Source organism: Streptomyces sp. NPDC043996 (genome assembly GCF_056435225.1).
Genome location: NZ_JBWKEY010000010.1, coordinates 323,748 through 342,604 on the forward strand (window position 1 = coordinate 323,748; position 18,857 = coordinate 342,604).

The following is an 18,857-nucleotide window of genomic DNA, read 5'->3' on the forward strand; positions in this document are numbered from 1 at the left end:
TCCTTACGTGCCGTCGTCATAGCGGCAGTTTGCCCCTTATGTCATAGACAACTGCGGAGCAAGTGGGACACGCTTGTGAACGCGTTCACATTCACAAGCATTATGTCGTACGCACTGTCGAGGCGTGAAAGGGGGGTCCCGTTACCCAGGGGAACGGGGTAGGGCCCCAGCACCGCACGGGCGCCCGGCCCCCAAACAGCGGCGGCCCGCGCCCCCGGCGAGGGGACGCGGGCCGCCGTGGATCGAGGCGGTACGGGCCGGAACCTCAAGTTCCGGCCAGCGGCGCTAGAGCGCCGCGCGGGGTTCTGGAGCTTGTGGAGCGCCAGAGCCCCTTGCGGAGCGCTAGCGCTCCTTGTGGAAGGCCTCCGCCGTCTTCAGAAAGATGTCGTTGGCCTCGGTCTCACCGATCGTGACGCGGACGCCCTCGCCCGGGAACGGCCGCACGGTGACCCCGCTCTGCTCGCAGACGGCGGCGAAGTCCGCGGTCCGGTCGCCCGTACGCAGCCACACGAAGTTCGCCTGCGTGTCGGGCACCGTCCAGCCCTGGGCCCGCAGCCCCTCCAGGACCCGGGTGCGCTCGCCCACCAGGGAGCCGACGCGGCCGAGCAGCTCGTCCTCCGCGCGCAGCGAGGCCACCGCCGCGTCCTGCGCGAGCTGGCTCACCCCGAAGGGCACCGCCGTCTTGCGCAGCGCGGCCGCCACCGGCTCGTGCGCGATCGCGAAGCCGACGCGCAGGCCCGCCAGGCCGTAGGCCTTGGAGAAGGTCCGCAGGACACAGACGTTCGGCCGGTCGCGGTAGAGCTCGATGCCGTCGGGAACCTCCTGGTCCCTGACGAACTCGCGGTAGGCCTCGTCGAGCACCACCAGGACGTCCTTCGGCACCCGGTCGAGGAAGCGCTCGAGCTCGGCCCTGCGGACGGCGGTCCCCGTCGGGTTGTTGGGGTTGCAGACGAAGATCAGACGGGTGCGCTCCGTGATGGCCGCCGCCATGGCGTCGAGGTCGTGCACCTCCCCGGAGGTCAGCGGCACCCGCACCGACGTGGCCCCGCTGATCTGCGTGATGATCGGGTACGCCTCGAAGGACCGCCAGGCGTAGATCACCTCGTCCCCGGGCCCCGAGGTGGCCTGGAGCAGCTGCTGGGCGACACCGACGGAGCCGGTGCCCGTCGCGACGTGCGACACCGGCACCGAGAAGCGGTCCGCCAGCTCGCTCATCAGCCCCGTACAGGCCATGTCCGGGTACCGGTTGAAGGACCGCACGGCCTCCATCGCGGTCTCGAGGACGCCGGGCAGCGGCGGATACGGGTTCTCATTCGAGGACAGCTTGTACGCCTGCGGGCCCTCGGTCGCGGCGGGCTTGCCCGGCTTGTACGTGGGAATGCCTTCCAGCTCGGCGCGCAGCCTGGGGCTCGTCTCGCTCACCGCGGTCCTCCTCGTGATCATGCAGCCTTCAATGATTCTCACCTTATGAGGATTCGGCGTCCCTGCGAATGGCCTGGCGGCCCCAATCCCCACGCGCCACGCCCCGAGGGCGACGCGCGGCGCCACGAACCAGCCCGTCCGGCGCTTGAACCGGCCCGTCCGGCGCTCGAACCAGCCTGTCCGGCGCCTGAGCCAGCCTGTCCGGCGCTTGAGGACGGGGCGCGAAGCGCCGATGAAGCGGGGGACCCGTCGGGACCGAAACCCGCGGCACGGCCACGCCCACCGCGCGCGTCCGAGGGGGGAGCGCTCCCCCCAGACGCACGCGCCGGTGGCTCGCTCCGTGGCGCGCGTCCCCCGTGAAGGTGAGTTGAGACCTCTTCGATACCTCGCTCATTTGGCAGGCCCCCACGCGACGACAAGGGGGCGATGCCGGACTGAGCGCCCAACTCCCTTGTTTTCGAAGGTCATTGACCGGCAAACGCCATGCAGAATCGTGCCTGTCAACGGGTGAATATGCGCCCGCACTACCCACCCCCATGAGCCCTACTATCGGCTCGCCATGACAGCAGCAGGGAAGCACCAGGTGAGCCGAGCGGAGACCGCACGCCGAGGCAACCGGCAGAGCCGAGCCGGGATCAGAGACGTCGCCGCCGCAGCCGGTGTCTCCATCACGACCGTCTCCGACGCGCTCAACGGCAAAGGACGACTACCCGATGCCACCCGACGCCATGTCCGCGAGGTCGCGGACCGGCTCGGATACCGCCCGTCGGCCGCCGCGCGGACGCTCCGTACGGGCAAGTCGGGACTCATCGGCCTGACCGTGACGACGTACGGGGATGAACCTTTCACCTTCACGGAGTTCGCGTACTTCGCGGAGATGGCGAGAGCCGCCACCTCCGCGGCGCTCGCCCGTGGCTACGCCCTCGTCATCCTGCCCGCGACCTCGCGCCGCAGCCCCGTCGACGTCTGGTCGAACGTGGCGCTCGACGGCACCGTCGTCGTCGACCCCTCCGACCACGACCCGGTGGTCAGCGAGCTGGTCCGCCAGGGCCTCCCGGTGGTCTCCGACGGCCGCCCGGCCGGGTCCCTTCCGGTCACGGCCTGGGTCGACAACGACCACGAGGCCGCGGTCCTGGAGATCCTGGAGCACCTCGCCGCCGCCGGGGCCCGCCGCATCGGCCTGCTCACCGGCACCACCACGGATACGTACACCCATCTGTCCACCACCGCCTATCTGCGCTGGTGCGAGCGCGTGGGACAGGACCCGGTGTACGAGTCCTACCCCGCGCACGACCCGTGCGCGGGCGCGGTCGCCGCCGACCGCCTGCTCGCCCGCCCCGACCGGCCCGACGCCGTCTACGGCCTGTTCGACCCGAACGGCACCGACCTGCTGGCCGCGGCCCGCCGCTACGGCCTGCGCGTCCCGGACGACCTGCTGCTGGTCTGCTGCAGCGAGTCGACCGTGTACGCCACCACCGAACCGCCCATCACCACGCTCTCCCTGAAGCCGCGCCGCATCGGCACCGCCGTCGTCCAACTGCTCATCGACGCCATCGAGGGCCTGGACACCGGCCGGCCCGTCGAGCAGGTGATACCGACGGAACTGATCGTGCGCACCTCGTCCGAGCGACGTCCGCCGCGCACGACCGTCAGTCCACCCCGCTCACCCGGCCACGGCTGACGCCCGGCGCCACCTGCCCCCACCTGCGTGACCAGTGGGGAAACCTCGGGCCAATTCGGGCGAAAACCACGGTGAACTGGGGCTCCCCGTCGATTCACCACCCCTGGTGCACCACACAGCGACAGCCGCATTCCTATGATGGGCGGACGACACCGCGGGCCGCTGCGACCAGGCAGTCCGATCACGGTGCAGATGCGGCGCAATGGTGGTGGAGGGGTCGATGACTCAGGGGGCCGGTCAGGGACCCGAGGTGCGGACGGCGACGCTGCGCGACTTCCGCGTTCCCGCATACGTCTACGAAGGCGTCCGCGAGACCGGCAACCATCCCGCCGAGCAGGGGGCGGACGACCGCGCGCGGGGCGCGGAGCGGGCGCACGCGGCCGCGCCTGGAGGCACGGCCGCTCCCGGACACCCGGAATCCGTTCCGCACTACCCGGAGTCCGCCCGACGCCACCCCGAGTCCGCTCCGGGGCGCTCGGAGTCCCTCTCGGGGCGCCCAGAGTCCACCCCGCGGTACCCGGATCCCGCCTCCGGGTACGCGGAACCCGCCGCGGGGCACCCTGAGTCCGCCACAGGGCGCCCGGAGTCGCCGCGGCGCCCGGACGCCACCCCAGGCGGTGCGGGAGCCCTCTCCGCCGGTGCCCCCGCGCAGGGAGGCGCCTCCGCCCCCCTGTCCGGCGGCGGCCTCGCCACGACCGTGCCCGCGCAGGCGCGTTCCGTCGAGCAGCTGCCCGGGGGCCTGGCGCACCCGCGCACCCCCGCGCCCTCCCAGGCCGCCGCTCAGGGGCACCCCGGAGCCTTCGGTCAGGGCCACCCGACCGCCGCCCCTCAGGGACAGCCCGTCGGCCCCGGCGAGGCCCGCCCCACGAGCGCCCCGGCGCACCCCGCCGACCCCGGCCTGCCCCACGCCCCACACGCCACGCACTCAGCCCAGGCAGCCCAGACAGTCCAGGCAGCCCACACAGCTCACTCGACCCACACGACTCAATCGGCTCAATCGACCCACACGGCTCACTCCAGTCACCCCGCCCCCGCCGCGAGCACCGTGCCGCCGCATCCCGGTTCCGCGGGCGCGGACCCCGAGGGCTACACCCCCACCGAGCGCGACCTGCCGGTCATCAGCCGCCGCGGGGACACCGTCCAGGTCGAGGTGCGCGAGATGCCCGAGCCGCCGCCCGCGCCCGGCGCGGAGGAGCTCGGTCCGCTGTACGTCGTCGGCGACGTACACGGTTACTTGGACCAGCTGGTCGCGGCCCTCCAGGCGGAAGGGCTCATCGACGCCGACCTCCAGTGGTGCGCGGGCAACACCCGGCTGTGGTTCCTCGGCGACTTCACCGACCGCGGGCCCGACGGCATCGGCGTCATCGACCTCGTGATGCGCCTGTCCGCCGAGGCCGCCGCCGCGGGCGGCTACTGCAAGGCCCTCATGGGCAACCACGAACTGCTGCTCATCGGCGCCAAGAAGTTCGGCGACACCCCGGTCAACTCCGGCGCGGGCACCGCCACGTTCCAGGCCGCCTGGCTCCTGAACGGCGGTCAGAAGACCGACATGGAGCGCCTGGAGGACCATCACCTGCAGTGGATGGCCCGCCTGGACGCCATCGAGGAGGAGGACGGGCACCTGCTCGTGCACTCCGACACCACCGCGTACCTCGACTACGGCGACTCCATCGAGGAAGTCAACGACACCATCCGCGAGGCCCTCACGCGCAACGACGCGGACGAATACTGGGACCTCTTCCGCAAGTTCACCAAGCGCTTCGCCTTCCGCGACGAGAACGGCTCCCAGGCCGTGCGCGAACTCCTCGACGTATACGGCGGCAGCCGCATCGTCCATGGCCACAGCCCCATTCCGTACCTCCTGGGAGAGGTCGGCTCCGAGTACGACGCGGACGACGACGGCCGCCCGGTGATCGAGGGCCCGCACATCTACGCCGACGGCCTCGCCATCGCCATGGACGGCGGAGTGACCATGGCCGGAAAGCTACTGGTCTGCCAACTCCCGCTGGCTAACTGAGCGTGTTCGGGGCAAAGGCACGAGTAAGCACGTCAGTACAGGATCTCGCTGGCCAGCGGGCCAATTCTGGAAAGCCCCTGTCACCGCGTGCCGTCACGGCTCTACCATCGCTCTATCCGTAGCAGGCTCCCCTCCGTTTCTGCCCGACGGCTCGTGACCATGCGAGCCCCAGCCCTACGGAGCATCGGGGGATGCACATGAACAGCGCTCCACACCTGCTCAATGAGGACCGCCCCGAATACGCGCGGATCCTCGATGAGGCGCTGCGCACCGCACCGAACCGCCCGGAGCTGGCCGCGGTGGGCCAGCGACTCAACCCCGAGCAGCTGCGCACGATGGCTCTCAACGCCACCGCACTGATCACGGCCGCCGCGGCGGCCGAATACCGCCAGTATGTGAAGGCCCGTGAGGATCTGCGTGACTCCGGACCCTCCACTTCCTCATCGATCCATGAAGGGAACGGTTCCAGTTCCACCCCGGCCGAGGCCGGAACCAGCGGCGTCGGACTCGCCACGATGGGCGAGGTCACCGAGACCGCGGGGGCCGGGGCGGTCGCCGTGATCGCGGTGCTCGCGCCGCTGCTCGCCGGCGCGGCCGCCGCGATCTTCCTGCTCGTCGGGTACATCCTGAAGATGCTCAGCCCCGAGCCCGCCTTCGCGGACACCCTGCTCACCGCGGGGTGGCTGTTCGGCGCGCTCACGGCGGGCGCCATCCTGGTCGCCGCGGTCGGCCTGCTCCTGACCGCCCTGCGCAACGGTTCCACTTCCCTCCAGGCAGGCTCGCACGACGAGCGGAACGCGGAAGTGGAACGAGCCAGGGAGGCCTGGGCCCAGGCACTCCTGGAACGCGGCATCCTGCCGTTCCTGCGGGAGGCGCTCGCCAAGGCGGGCCCCGCGTCCGCGGGCCGGTCCCCGTCGCCCGGCCCGTCCGGGCGCATGCCGCAACTCGGCTATCACAAGCCGGGGTTCAGCAGCCCCGAGGGCGGCTCCACCACCGGCACCCGGCCGAGCTACTCCAGCCCGGACTTCTCCAGTCCGGACTACGGAGGACCCGAGCACAAGCCCGAGTGATCCGAAGCACGTCATCCGGTCGCCGACCGGCGACGGGAGCGGCCCGGTCGCCGCCCGGCGACGGGGCCACTCCGGTCACACCGCGAGCCGGACACCGCCTCGGGCGCACGACCCACGCGAGGAGAGGGCCCTACGCTGCCCGCACGCACCACACCAACGGCCGCCCCACGACCCGCCCCTCGGCACCGCAGCCCTGCCCGCGGGCACCTCGGGCACCGCGGGCAGGCCCGCCGGCGACGGCCGCCGCCACATCAATCCGCGATCGGCAGATACACCCGATTCCCTGCCGCCGCGAATTCCTGCGACTTCTCCTCCATGCCCCGCTCAATCTCCGCCTGCGTACCCCCGTGCTCCCTGCGGATGTCCTGAGAGATCTTCATCGAGCAGAATTTCGGCCCGCACATCGAGCAGAAGTGCGCCGTCTTCGCGGGCTCCGCGGGCAGCGTCTCGTCGTGGAACTCCCGGGCCGTGACCGGGTCGAGGGCCAGGTTGAACTGGTCCTCCCAGCGGAACTCGAAGCGCGCGTCCGACAGCGCGTCGTCCCACTGCTGCGCGCCCGGGTGCCCCTTGGCGAGGTCCGCCGCGTGGGCCGCGATCTTGTACGTGATGACGCCGGTCTTCACGTCGTCGCGGTTCGGCAGGCCGAGGTGCTCCTTGGGCGTGACGTAGCAGAGCATCGCCGTGCCCCACCAGCCGATCATCGCGGCGCCGATGCCGGAGGTGATGTGGTCGTACCCGGGCGCGATGTCCGTGGTCAGCGGGCCGAGCGTGTAGAACGGCGCCTCCTCGCAGATCTCCTGCTGAAGGTCGATGTTCTCCTTGATCTTGTGCATCGGGACATGGCCCGGGCCCTCGATCATGGTCTGCACGTCGTGCGCCTTGGCGATCTTGTTCAGCTCGCCGAGGGTCTCCAGCTCGGCGAACTGCGCGCGGTCGTTGGCGTCCGCGATGGACCCCGGGCGCAGGCCGTCACCGAGGGAGTACGTCACGTCGTACGCCGCGAGGATCTCGCAGAGCTCCTCGAAGTGCTCGTACAGGAAGCTCTCCTTGTGGTGCGCGAGGCACCACGCTGCCATGATCGAGCCGCCGCGCGAGACGATGCCGGTCTTGCGGTTCGCGGTGAGCGGGACGTACGGCAGGCGGACGCCCGCGTGCACCGTCATGTAGTCCACGCCCTGCTCGGCCTGCTCGATGACCGTGTCCTTGTAGATCTCCCAGGTCAGCTCCTCGGCCTTGCCGTCGACCTTCTCCAGGGCCTGGTAGAGCGGCACGGTGCCGATGGGCACGGGGGAGTTGCGCAGGACCCACTCGCGGGTCGTGTGGATGTTCCGGCCGGTGGACAGGTCCATGACCGTGTCGGCACCCCACTGCGTCGCCCACGTCATCTTGTCCACCTCCTCCTCGATGGAGGAGGTCACCGCGGAGTTGCCGATGTTGGCGTTGACCTTCACCAGGAACCGCTTACCGATGATCATCGGCTCGATCTCCGGGTGGTTCACATTGGCCGGGAGCACCGCGCGGCCCGCCGCGATCTCGTCGCGGACGACCTCGGGCGCCAGGCTCTCCCGGATGGCCACGTACTCCATCTCCGGTGTGATCTCCCCGCGACGCGCGTACGCGAGCTGCGTGACCGTCTGGCCCGCGCGGGCGCGGCGCGGCTGGCGCGGGCGGCCGGGGAAGACGGCGTCGAGGTTGCGCAGGCCGCCGCGCGGCGAGGTGTGCTTGATGCCGTCGTCCTCGGGGCGGACCGGTCGGCCCGCGTACTCCTCGGTGTCGCCGCGGGCGATGATCCAGTTCTCCCGCAGCGGGGTGAGCCCCCGGCGCACGTCGGTGTCGATCTCCGGGTCCGTGTACGGACCCGAGGTGTCGTACAGGGTCACGGCCTTGCCGTTGGTGAGGTGCACCTGACGGACCGGCACGCGCAGATCGGAGCGCGTGCCCTCGATGTACGCCTTGTGCCAGCCGATGGACTTCCCGGCTCCGCTCGGGCTCTCGCCCTGGTCGGAGGCAGGCGTGCGTGTGTCCGATGTGGTCATGAGACCTACTCCCTACGCCGGCATTACCCGGTAACAGGTTCGGCGGTCGACGCAGCGGCTTCCGTACGGTCAGATGTCCCGTTCGTACGGAGGTCAGCGCCCTCTCAGCCCGGTGCTCCGAGCTCCCGCGTGTGCAAAGGTGCCTCCACGCTAGCGTCATATCGGGCGCGGTGAACAGAGGCCCCCCTCCGTTCTTGCGATGATCGGGCCGTGACCACCACAGAGCCCCCCACACCCCCGCCCGTCCCTGAGCCGCCGCACGGGCACGGGCACTCCCACAGCCATGGACCGGCCGCACCCGTCTCCCAGCACCTGCGCAAGGTGATCGCCGCCGTCCTGATCCCCTTCGCCACCGCGGTCGTCGTCGGCCTGATCGTGCTGTGGCCCGGCGGCACCCCGGCCCACGAGCGCACGGGCGTCGGCTTCGACCGGCAGACCCAGTCGGCGACCGTGACGAAAGTGCGCGAGCTCCCCTGCAAGGACGTGAACGGCTCCCAGACCCCGCCCAACGGCGACACCTCCACCGCCGAGGGCCAGTCCGCCCAGTCCCGTGCCGAGGGCACCTGCAAGCAGGCGACGGTCAAGGTCACCAGCGGCCCGAACAAGGGCCACACGTTCACCGAGATCGTCCAGCCGGACTCCCCCCGCCAACTGCGCCAGGGCCAGGGCGTGGTGGTCGCCTATGAGCCCAAGGCCCCCGAGGGCCTGCAGTATTCGGTCACCGATGTGAACCGCAAGGTCCCGATGGCGCTGCTGGCCGCCGTCTTCGCCCTGGCCGTCGTCGTGGTGGGACGGCTGCGCGGTGTGATGGCCCTGGTCGCCCTCGCGGTGAGCTTCCTGATCCTGACCTTCTTCATCCTGCCCGCGATCCTGCAGGGCTCGAACCCGCTGGTCGTCGCGGTGGTCGGGGCGAGTGCGATCATGCTGATCGCGCTCTATATGTGCCACGGCCTGACAGCGCGGACCTCGGTCGCGGTACTAGGCACCCTGATCTCCCTCCTCCTGATCGGACTGCTCGGCTCGCTCTTCATCGGCTGGGCCTCCCTGAGCGGCAACACGGACGACAACACCGGTCTGATCCACGGCCTCTATCCCGACATCGACATGAGCGGTCTGTTGCTCGCGGGCGTCATCATCGGCTCGCTCGGCGTGCTCGACGACGTCACCGTCACGCAGACCTCCGCGGTCTGGGAGCTGCACCAGGCCAACCCGACGATGGGCTGGCGCGGTCTGTACCGCGCGGGCATCCGCATCGGCCGCGACCACATCGCCTCCGTCGTGAACACCCTGGTCCTCGCCTACGCGGGTGCCGCTCTCCCCCTTCTGCTGCTCTTCTCCATCGCCCAGAGCAGCGTGGGCACCGTCGCCAACAGCGAGCTGATCGCCGAGGAGATCGTCCGCACCCTGATCGGCTCGATCGGCCTCGTCGCCTCCGTGCCCGTCACCACCGCGCTGGCCGCGCTGGTCGTCTCCGCCGACCGCAAGGGCCCGGCGACGGCCCTTGGCGCCCTCCAGGGCGTCCCTGGCCCCGGAGGGCCGGGGCCGGTGGGGTCCGGCCCTGTGGGGCCGGGGGCTTCGGCAGCTCCGGAGGGACCAGCCGCCGGTCCGGGCGGGATCCCGGGCTCCCCGGGCGCCACGCCCCCGCACCCCGGTGCCCCCTCCCCCCGCCCTCGCCTCAGCCGCGGCGGCACGGGCCGCCGCCGAAAGCCCTGACTTCCCCCTCCCTCGCGGCCCGCATCGCGCGCGCCCGCCACCACGGCACCCGGCGGCTCGTCGGCCCGATCACCCGTCGCCCGATCGCCCCGCCGCCTGATCGCCCCGCCGTGGAATGTCTCGATCCGCTGTGTCGTTTTTCCCGTTGCGTGCGTGGGCGTTCAGCCCGCGCTCTGCTCCTCCGCGAGGATCCGGTTCAGGGCCTCGTCCAGATGCGTGTCGAAGTCGGCGAGCGCCCGCTCCTGCCCCAGCGGCACCAGCTTGTCCGTCCGGTCCAGGAAGGCGAGCAGCGGTGGAATGCCCACCCTGAACAGCGCCTGGTCGGCTCCCACTTGCAGCCTGATGAGCGCCTCGTCGAGCTGCCCGCCGTCGGTCGGCGCGATGTGCACGTCTCCCTCGCCACAGGCCCCGCCCACCCCATCGACCAGGAGTTCCCGGCCAAAGGCCCAGGTCACTGGCGCGTCACCGGGCAAGTGGAAGGTCAGGCGCACGGCGTAGGGATCACACATCTCGTACCGCAGCTCCACCGGGATGCGGAAGGACAGCTCCTCCGACACGAGGAAGCTCATCATGACCTCTGCGTGGACCGACTCTCGCATCGCCGCCTACCCCGTCACTAGCCTTCCATCGCCAGGAACCAGCTCCCTGACACTCGTGTCATCTTGCTCAACGTGCATACCAGATCACAAGGAGTGAGTTTTCAGATGCTGATAGAGAAGGCGAGTGTCCTTAGTAGCTTTCCGGCCTCGCTCTGCAAGACGCGTGCCGCGGGCAGCAGCCGGTCCGCCTGGTCCAGCGGAACGGAGATGGCCATCGTGGCCGCTGTGGTGCCCACCGTGATCGGGATCGCGGCGCAGACCGTACCCAGCGCGTACTCCTGGTGCTCCACGACCGGGGACATCCGGCCCAGCGCGTCCAGCCTGCGCAGCAACGCCTGTTCGTCACGCACCGTGTTCGGAGTGAGGGAGCGCACCGGGTGGCGGTCGAGGTGCTCCCGCCGTGTCGCGTCGTCGAGTTGGGCCAGCAGGCACTGCCCGATCGCGTGGGCGTGACCCGTCTCGCGGAAGTCGGCCCACTCCTCGACGGCTGGATTGCCCGAGGTGTCGGCGATCGACACGACCTCGATCTCGCCCTCGTGGTAGATGGCGAAGTACACCGGAACACCGATGGCGTCGCGCCACTGCGCCAGGGCTTCGCCGACCTTGGAGCGGCGGTGCTGCTGTGCCGCGCTGCCGCCCAGCCGCTCGGCCGCCTCGCCAAGCACGAACACCCCGTGCTCCCTGCGCAGATAGCCCTCGTGGGTCAGCGTGCGCAGCAAGTGATAGGCGGTGGGAAGCGCGAGCCCGGACTCACGGGCCAGCTGCTTCGCGGGTGCCCCGCACCGGTGCGACGCGGCGGCTTCCAGCAGGCGCATCGCGCGCTGCACGGAGCCAATCAGGGTCGGCCCCACGCCGGTTGCTCCGGTGTCGCCCGTGGTGATGCCAGTGGCGGCGGAAGCTGAGTCCGGATGTGAGGCCCTCTGGCCTGGGTCCGCCGCCCGCGTGGGGGCGGTCGGCTGGGCTTCCGCGGGTGAGACGTCAACCGTGGCCATGGGTCACTCCCGGTGCACATGGGGGGTCCGCCCGTGCCGGGGACACACGGGTGGGGGCAGTGGGCCCACCAGCGGGGATCGCCCGCGTCGGTTTTCGGACTCTAACCGTTGGCCACCGCTCTAGGGCGCCGCCTGGGGAAACTTCCCCCTCCGGGGGGAACCGCCGCGCGCTCTCCGGGGGGAACCGCCGCAGGACATCACCAGTCGCTGCGGGACGCGGTGGCGCCGGATATGAACTTCCGTACGACGTAGATGAGTCCGCCGACCAGCGCCACGAAGAGCAGCAACTTGAAGAGCAGGCCGAACACGAAGCCGACGACGCTCGCTATCAGCCCGCCGAAGACGACGAGAGCGATGACCGGCACCGCGACCCACTTCACCCACCAGGGCATGCCCGTGAAGATCTCACTCATTTCCCTCGCCTTTCCCTATCTCCGCCGCTGCGGACTCCGCTCCTACGGCCTCCGCCACCGCGGACTCCGCCACGTGAAGAATTCTCACGTCATGCATTCGATGCTAGGGCGGAAAGTGGCCGTTCGGGGCCGCGTGATCCCTTGCCCTCCCCTGATTCGACCCCTAGGGAACCCGGGGGGCACCACCCTGACCTGTGCCTCACGAGCGGGCCACACCTCGCGGGGGAAACGCCGCGCGTCCGCCCCGCGAAGCCCGGCCCACGTCACCGCTCCGGTGGCGAGAAGACGACGAGAACCCGCAGGTCCTCGGTGATGTGGTGGAACTTGTGCGGCACTCCGGCCGGGACGTACACGACGCTGCCGCGCGCGACCGGCGTCGTCTCCATGCCGACCGTGATCGAGGCGCGTCCACTGACGACCATGTACACCTCGTCCTGTCGGTGCGGCTGCTGTGGATCGGTCTCCCCGGCGTTCAGCGCGTAGAGCCCGACCGACATGTTCCGCTCTCGCAGAAATTGCAGATAGGCGCCGTCGTTGGCAGCGCGCTCCGCTTCCAGCTCGTCCAGTCGGAATGCCTTCATCGCTCCTGTACGCCCCTTGCCCCTGGTCATGGACCGACCACTGTTGACCTCTGTCTGCCACGATCAGACACATGAAGAATTTCGTAGTCAAGACGCTCGCCAACGCGGTGGCCCTGGCCGTCGCCGTGTGGCTGCTCGACAAGATCACGCTCACCGGGGACAGCACGGGCAAGAAGACCCTCACGCTGCTCGTCGTCGCGATGCTCTTCGGTCTGGTGAACTTCCTGGTCAAGCCCATCGTCCAGGTCCTCACCTTCCCCCTGTTCGTCCTGACGCTCGGCCTGATCACCCTGGTGGTCAACGCCCTGATGCTGATGCTGACCTCATGGCTCGCCGACAAGCTGGACGTCAGTTTCCACGTCGAGGGCTTCTGGACCGCCGTGCTCGGTGGCCTGATCATTTCGGTCGTGTCCTGGGCGCTGAACGTAGCGCTGCCCGACCACAAGGACTGACCGGCCCGGGACCGCCCCAGGTCTCCCGCCCCGAGGCCCCGCCCGAGACCCCCGCCCCAAGGATTGATGCGAGCCGATGTCGTCTTCCGTTTCCTCCTCCCGCCCCGCGGCCGCGCCGTTCGCCGTGTGCTTCGTGTGCACCGGCAACATCTGCCGTTCGCCCATGGCCGAGTCGGTCTTCCGCGCGCGGGTGCGTGACGCGGGCCTCGAGGGTCTCGTCCTGGTGGACAGCGCGGGCACCGACGGCTGGCACGAGGGAGACGGCGCCGACCCGCGGACCGTCGCCACCCTCGCGTCCGCGGGCTTCGACACCGCGCACGCGGCCCGCCAGTTCCACGCCGACTGGTTCGACCGCCTTGACCTGGTGATCGCGCTCGACCGCGGTCATCTGCGCACGCTGCGCCGCCTGGCGCCCACCCCGCGGGACGCCGACAAGGTGCGCCTGCTGCGCTCGTACGACCCCTCGGCGGGCCCTGACTCCGACCTGGACGTCCCCGATCCGTACTACGGGGACATGGAGGGCTTCGAGGAGTGCCTGAAGATGGTCGAAACGGCGAGCGAGGGCCTGCTCGACGCCGTACGGAACGCGGTGGAAGGGCGGGCGGCATGACACGACCGGAACGGATACCGGCGCACACCGGAGACGACGACACGAGCGGCCCGGCTCCCCGGGCCGCGGCCACCGGCGACGGCACCCGTGCCGTACGGGCCGGACTCCCCGAGCCCGTGAAGCACGAACCGACGCTTCCGGGCCCGGTCTTCGCCGCGCACTTCCACCTGCCGGGCGAGCCCACGGGGCCGTACGCCTACGGACGCGACGAGAACCCGACCTGGACCCATCTGGAGCACGCCATCGGCGCGCTCGAATCGCCTGGCACGGACGTGGAGACGCTGGTCTTCGCCTCCGGCATGGCCGCCATCTCGGCCGTGCTCTTCTCCCAGTTGCGCACCGGCGACGCCGTCGTACTGCCGGACGACGGGTACCAGGCGCTGCCCCTGGTCCGCGACCAGCTCACCGCGTACGGCATCGAGGTGCGCACCGCTCCCACCGCCGACGACGCGCAGTTCGACGTGCTCGACGGCGCCCGCCTGCTGTGGCTGGAGACCCCGTCGAACCCCGGCCTCGACGTCTGCGACGTGCGCCGGCTCGCCGACGCGGCACACGCGCGTGGCGCCCTCGTCGCCGTCGACAACACCCTGGCCACCCCCCTCGGCCAGCGCCCCCTGGACCTCGGCGCCGACTTCTCCGTGGCCAGCGGCACCAAGCAGCTCACCGGCCATGGCGACCTCCTCCTGGGGTACGTGGCCTGCCGCGACGCCGAGCACACGGCCGCCGTACGGCGCTGGCGCAAGATCGTCGGCGCCATTCCGGGCCCCATGGAAGCCTGGCTCGCCCATCGTTCGCTCGCGACGCTCCAGCTGCGCGTCGACCGGCAGAACGCCAACGCCCTGGCGCTCGCCGAGGCGCTGCGCGATCGCCCCGACGTGACCGGCCTGCGCTACCCGGGGCTGCCCGGCGACCCGTCGCACGAGATCGCCGCGCGCCAGATGCGCCGCTTCGGGTGCGTGGTGTCGTTCGAGCTGCCGTCACGCGCGCGTGCGGACCGCTTTCTCGAGGCGCTGCGGCTGGTGGACGACGCGACGAGCTTCGGCGGCGTGCGCTCCACGGCCGAGCGGCGCGGCAGATGGGGTGGAGACGCCGTTCCGGACGGCTTCATCCGCTTCTCGGCCGGGGCCGAGGACGTCGAGGATCTGGTGGCGGATGTGCTGCGCGCGCTGGACGAGACGGCGGACTGAGCCCCTCCGCGCCGCCGCACTGGGCGGTTCCCGCCCGCCTGGCCCCTCCCCGGCCTCGTGGGCGGCTACGCACAACGGACGGTCCGAACCTCCCCCCTCGTGGCTCGGACCGTCCTCGGTTCCGCGCGCGAAGAACCGCGCGAACAAGGCTAGTTGACTCTGTGTCAGTGTCCAATCACAGTAGCGACAGCAACCTATCGACAAATTTATAGTTGAGGTGCGCCGGGGGCCGACACGGAGAAGAGGGTGACGACATGGATCTGGCCCTGCTGCGCACATTCGTGACCGTGCACCGGGCCGGCTCCTTCACACGCGCCGCCGCTCTGCTCGGCCTGTCGCAGCCCGCGGTGACCTCCCAGATCCGCACGCTGGAGCGCCAGCTGGGCCGTCCGCTCTTCCTGCGCCAGGCCCGTGGGGTGACGCCCACGACCATGGGCGACGAACTCGCCCACAAGGCGGCCCCGCACCTCGACGCGCTCGTGGAGATCGCCGAGGCCGGGCTCGACGAGGACGCGTCGGTCCGCACCCTGCATCTTGCCGGGCCGCCGGAGTTCACGGCGGAACGCGCTCTCCCTGCCCTGACCGCGCTGACCGGCGGCGAAGGCCAGAGCCTCGCCTTGCGGGCGTCGTTCGGCAACGCCGAGGAGGTCCTGGAGGGCCTCGCCGCCGGACACCATGATCTGGCCATCACCACCGCCCGCCCCCGAGGTGCCCTGCTCACCGCGACACCCCTGTGCGACGAGGAGCACGTGCTGGTCGCGGCGCCGGCCTTGGCCTCCCGGATCGGCCCCGGCAAGCTGCGCCGCAAGGGCGCCCTCACGGTCGAGAACCTGCCGGTGGTGGAGGTCCACGAGACGCTGCCGCTGGTCTCGCGCTACTGGGCCGCCGTCTTCGACTCCCGCCCGGCCGCGGCGGGCGCCGTGATCGTGCCGGACCTCCGGGCCGTCCTTGCCTGTGTGGCCACCGGCGCCGGGCTCGCCGTCCTGCCGCGCTATCTGTGTGCGCCCGCCCTGGAGCGCGGCGAGATCGCGGCGCTGCTCGAACCGGCGGTCCCTCCGCTGCGCACGTACTTCCTCGTCGTACGCACCGGCACACTCGCCATGCCGCACATCGCGCGGGCGCACGAGTGGCTGCTGCGTGCTGCGGTCGACTGGGCGTGAAGCCGTCCCCGGCTGGTTCGCGATGTTTCACGTGGAACAGTCCGGGCCACATTTCTCCCATGACCGTCCGACCCGTGGTCAAGCGCACCGCACGTGCCGTCCTCCTCGACGGGGACGACCTGATCCTCATCAAGCGGACCAAGCCCGGCGTGGATCCCTACTGGGTGACTCCGGGCGGTGGGGTGGAAGCGGAGGACGCGACGGTGGTCGACGCGCTCCACCGTGAGGTGCACGAGGAACTCGGCGCCAAGATCATCGATGTGGTGCCGTGCTTCGTGGACACGGTCGAGCACATCGGCGAGGACGGCGGCGCCACCGGGGTGAAGGTGCAGCACTTCTTCGTCTGCCGTCTGGAGTCCATGGACACGGCCCTGCGGCACGGTCCCGAGGTGGAGGAACCCAGCGGCGAGTACGAGATCGTCCGCGTTCCCTTCACGCGCGTGGGCATCGCCTCGGTCCATCTCGTACCGCTGTCGCTGCGGCACTACCTGGACGGCAACATCGAGGGCGTACGCGCGATGCACGCGCCTGACCTGGGCTGACATCGTCGCTCGACGACAGCTCCAGCCTGCATGAACCTTTCCGCGGAGGGGCGGAGGTCTAGCGGCCCGCCCTTCGGCGGGTGGGTCAGTCGCCGGCCGCGACCAGTTCCTCCACCGCGTCGTGCCGGATGCGGCCCGCCGGGATCCCCACGTCCCGCAGTGCGTCGACACCGCTGCGGATCATGCCGGGCGGGCCCGACAGATAGGCGTCGTACTCGTTCCACGGCCCGTACTCGCGGACCGCGTCCGGCAGTTGGGCCCGGTCGTCGACGACCGGGCGGACCTCAAGCCACGGGTGGGTCTGCTGGAGCCGCAGCATGGTGTCGATGTCGTACAGGTCGTGGTTGGTGCGGGCGCCGTAGAAGACCTCCACTGGGCGTCGCCTGCCGTGTTCGGCGACGTCTTCGACCAGTGCCTTGATGGGCGCGATGCCGGTGCCGCCGCCGAGACAGAGCAGCCCGCTGTTCGTGCTGTGGTCCACGGTCATGGAACCGGCCGGAGCCCCGAGCCGGATCACATCACCGGGCCGGGCATGGTGCACCAGCGCGTTGGAGACCCAGCCGGCCGGTATCGCCTTGACGTGGAAGGCGAGCAGCCCGTCGGAGCGGGGCGCCGAAGCGAATGAGTAGTGCCGCCATATACGCGGCCACCAGGGCGTTTCCAGGCTCGTGTACTGCCCCGCGAGGAACGGGTACGGCTGGTCGGGGCGGACCGTGATGACAGCGATATCGGGCGTCCGCAGGTCGTGCGAGACGACTTCGGCGTACCACCAGGCGGGCGCCCGCAGTTCGTCCTCGGCGGCCGCGTCGATCATGACCTGGGAGATCGTGGTGTACGCGCGGACCCAGGCGGCCTCGGTCTCCTCGTCCCAGACGGCGCTCGCGTATCGGCTCAGCGCGCCGATCAGGCATTCGCCGACGGCCGGGTAGTGCTCGGCCTGAGTGCCGTACTTGCGGTGCCCGCGGCCGAGGTTGCGCAGATAGTCGACGAGGACGTCGGTGTCGTCGATGTGCTCCGCGGCCGTGAGGAGCGCCGCGAGCAGCCGGTCGCGCTGGGTGTCCATCGCCGCGGGGAACAGCGCGCGCAGGTCGGGGTGGCGGGTGAAGAGAAGCGCGTAGAAGTACGAGGTGACCTTGTCGGCTACGGGAGCGATCTCGGCCATCGTGCGCTGGACAAGGACAGCGTCGGGGGAGGCGTCCGGGGACGGCTTCGGGGCGCTGGGGAGGGACGGTTTCGCGTCTTCTGGTGGGGCTGTCGGTGCCGCCAGTACGGCCGGTGCCACCGGTGCTGCGGGTGCCACCGGTACCGCCGGTGCTGCCGGTACCGCCGGTGCTGCGGGTGCGGGCTCGGTCCTGGACCTCAAGGAGAGTGCGGCTCCGGCCCTTGCGGCGCCCGCCTCGGGGACGGCGGGTGTCACGGCTGGGCTCAGGTCCGGCCTTGGGGTCGTGTGCGGGTGCGCGCTGGGGATTGGCCTCGGAGGGCCCTGCGGGTTCGCGGCCGGGATGGGGCTTGGGTTCACGCCCGGGCTCGGGCTCGGCAAGGAGCTTGAGGTGGGCGGTATTCGGGCCGTGCCTGCCTCGGAAGCGGCCCTGGGCTGCGGGGGGTCCTGAACCGTTCGGGATTGTTGGGGATCCTGGACGTCCCGGGGGTCCTGGACCGTCCGGGGTTCCTGAACCTCCCGGAACTCCTGGGACTCAGTGGCATCCACAGCCCCCTGGGAAACCTCGGCTGCCTGGGCCTCGGTAGCCCCAACAGCCCCCGCAGCCCCACTCATTCCGATGGCCCCAGCGGAGGGTCTACCAAGGGGCCGTATCGAGGACACTCGCCGCCCCGGCGGCGCCTGGTGGTCGCCGCTGTCGGCTCCCGGCGCGGCACCCGGCTTCGCACCCGCCGGGCCCTCGCGGCCATCGTGGCCCTCGGTGCTCTCGACGCCCTCCGGCTGAGACGGCTCCGCGTCGGACGATCGCTGTGGCGCCCTGCGTGGCGTGAACCAACCACTGCCGTTGTCCCCGGAAGTGCCGTTGCCCGCCGACGTGGTGGTCGGAGCGTCCATGCTGTGCCTCGCCTCGAACATCTCTCAGTCGGTCCGCGCACTTCCTCACCGGAAGATGCTCGCTGTACCCGCCCTGCCTCGGCTGCCCATGTCGATCACATTGAACCCTGGCACCCCACGCCTTACGGACAAGTAGGGAGCAAATGTGACATTGGCCGCAGTCACCTCACCGGCAGCATCGCATCTATATCCATTGTGCGGAGCCCATAGCGAAAAGAAGGGGTTTTCGATCTCTTTACCCCGTTAAGCTTTGTTGATCTGCGCGTGCGCCCCTGGGGCGCACTTCCCGGCGCACTCGGCGCGCACCGGAACACGCCCGGCTCCAGCCG

16 protein-coding genes are annotated in these 18,857 nt (G+C 70.7%); 9 read left to right on the forward strand and 7 right to left on the reverse strand.

Translation table 11 applies throughout. The annotated features are described in order from the left end of the window. Window positions 1-342: 342 nt before the first annotated feature. Complete coding sequence (gene hisC / locus AC07A4_RS26895; RefSeq protein WP_478603042.1) at window positions 343-1,422, reverse strand: histidinol-phosphate transaminase; 1,080 nt, start codon at window positions 1,420-1,422, stop codon at window positions 343-345. Between the two features lie 559 nt (window positions 1,423-1,981). On the opposite strand from hisC, the gene AC07A4_RS26900 reads away from it, so the two are divergent. The 3 genes from AC07A4_RS26900 (at window position 1,982) to AC07A4_RS26910 (ending at window position 6,190) form a co-directional block, all read left to right on the forward strand. Continuing rightward, window positions 1,982-3,103, forward strand: a complete 1,122-nt coding sequence (locus tag AC07A4_RS26900; RefSeq protein ID WP_478603044.1) for a LacI family DNA-binding transcriptional regulator — start codon at window positions 1,982-1,984, stop codon at window positions 3,101-3,103. A gap of 727 nt (window positions 3,104-3,830) precedes the next feature. Further along, window positions 3,831-5,120, forward strand: coding sequence for a metallophosphoesterase (locus AC07A4_RS26905; protein ID WP_478603173.1), 1,290 nt, complete (start codon window positions 3,831-3,833; stop codon window positions 5,118-5,120). A gap of 191 nt (window positions 5,121-5,311) precedes the next feature. Beyond that, window positions 5,312-6,190: a hypothetical protein gene (locus tag AC07A4_RS26910; RefSeq protein WP_478603046.1), complete on the forward strand. Its 879-nt coding sequence runs from the start codon at window positions 5,312-5,314 to the stop codon at window positions 6,188-6,190. A 251-nt stretch (window positions 6,191-6,441) separates the two neighbouring features. Here the strand turns inward: AC07A4_RS26910 and thiC are convergent, their stop codons facing one another. Then, window positions 6,442-8,226, reverse strand: coding sequence for a phosphomethylpyrimidine synthase ThiC (gene thiC / locus AC07A4_RS26915; protein WP_478603048.1), 1,785 nt, complete (start codon window positions 8,224-8,226; stop codon window positions 6,442-6,444). Between the two features lie 210 nt (window positions 8,227-8,436). Here thiC and AC07A4_RS26920 point away from each other — a divergent pair, with 210 nt between their 5' ends. After that, window positions 8,437-9,939: a YibE/F family protein gene (locus AC07A4_RS26920; protein ID WP_478603050.1), complete on the forward strand. Its 1,503-nt coding sequence runs from the start codon at window positions 8,437-8,439 to the stop codon at window positions 9,937-9,939. 161 nt (window positions 9,940-10,100) lie between these two features. On the opposite strand, the gene AC07A4_RS26925 is transcribed toward AC07A4_RS26920, so the two are convergent. The 4 genes from AC07A4_RS26925 to AC07A4_RS26940 form a co-directional block, all read right to left on the reverse strand. Then, the gene (locus AC07A4_RS26925; RefSeq protein ID WP_478603051.1) at window positions 10,101-10,538 is read right to left on the reverse strand and encodes an SsgA family sporulation/cell division regulator; all 438 of its coding nucleotides are present in this window, start codon (window positions 10,536-10,538) and stop codon (window positions 10,101-10,103) included. 101 nt (window positions 10,539-10,639) lie between these two features. Next, window positions 10,640-11,365, reverse strand: a complete 726-nt coding sequence (locus AC07A4_RS26930) for an IclR family transcriptional regulator (protein ID WP_478603175.1) — start codon at window positions 11,363-11,365, stop codon at window positions 10,640-10,642. Window positions 11,366-11,727: 362 nt separating this feature from the next. Continuing rightward, window positions 11,728-11,943: a DUF5326 family protein gene (locus tag AC07A4_RS26935; RefSeq protein WP_478603053.1), complete on the reverse strand. Its 216-nt coding sequence runs from the start codon at window positions 11,941-11,943 to the stop codon at window positions 11,728-11,730. 263 nt (window positions 11,944-12,206) lie between these two features. Then, the gene (locus tag AC07A4_RS26940) at window positions 12,207-12,524 is read right to left on the reverse strand and encodes a cupin domain-containing protein (RefSeq protein ID WP_478603054.1); all 318 of its coding nucleotides are present in this window, start codon (window positions 12,522-12,524) and stop codon (window positions 12,207-12,209) included. 71 nt (window positions 12,525-12,595) lie between these two features. Here AC07A4_RS26940 and AC07A4_RS26945 point away from each other — a divergent pair, with 71 nt between their 5' ends. The 5 genes from AC07A4_RS26945 to AC07A4_RS26965 all read left to right on the forward strand — a co-directional run bounded on the left by AC07A4_RS26945 (window position 12,596) and on the right by AC07A4_RS26965 (window position 16,475). Then, window positions 12,596-12,976, forward strand: a complete 381-nt coding sequence (locus AC07A4_RS26945) for a phage holin family protein (RefSeq protein ID WP_478603056.1) — start codon at window positions 12,596-12,598, stop codon at window positions 12,974-12,976. A 76-nt stretch (window positions 12,977-13,052) separates the two neighbouring features. After that, complete coding sequence (locus AC07A4_RS26950) at window positions 13,053-13,586, forward strand: low molecular weight protein-tyrosine-phosphatase (protein WP_478603058.1); 534 nt, start codon at window positions 13,053-13,055, stop codon at window positions 13,584-13,586. Beyond that, window positions 13,583-14,773 (forward strand): cystathionine gamma-lyase, encoded by a 1,191-nt coding sequence (locus AC07A4_RS26955; protein ID WP_478603060.1) that lies wholly within the window; start codon window positions 13,583-13,585, stop codon window positions 14,771-14,773. The genes AC07A4_RS26950 and AC07A4_RS26955 overlap by 4 nt, the downstream gene beginning before the upstream one ends. A 254-nt stretch (window positions 14,774-15,027) precedes the next feature. Beyond that, on the forward strand, window positions 15,028-15,933 hold the full coding sequence (locus tag AC07A4_RS26960) for a LysR family transcriptional regulator (RefSeq protein WP_478603062.1): 906 nt from the start codon (window positions 15,028-15,030) through the stop codon (window positions 15,931-15,933). A gap of 59 nt (window positions 15,934-15,992) precedes the next feature. Continuing rightward, window positions 15,993-16,475: an NUDIX domain-containing protein gene (locus tag AC07A4_RS26965; protein ID WP_478603064.1), complete on the forward strand. Its 483-nt coding sequence runs from the start codon at window positions 15,993-15,995 to the stop codon at window positions 16,473-16,475. 85 nt (window positions 16,476-16,560) lie between these two features. Here the strand turns inward: AC07A4_RS26965 and AC07A4_RS26970 are convergent, their stop codons facing one another. Continuing rightward, window positions 16,561-18,549 carry a globin domain-containing protein gene (locus tag AC07A4_RS26970; protein ID WP_478603066.1) on the reverse strand — a complete coding sequence of 663 codons (1,989 nt, stop codon included), beginning with the start codon at window positions 18,547-18,549 and terminating at the stop codon, window positions 16,561-16,563. Between the last annotated feature and the right edge of the window lie 308 nt (window positions 18,550-18,857).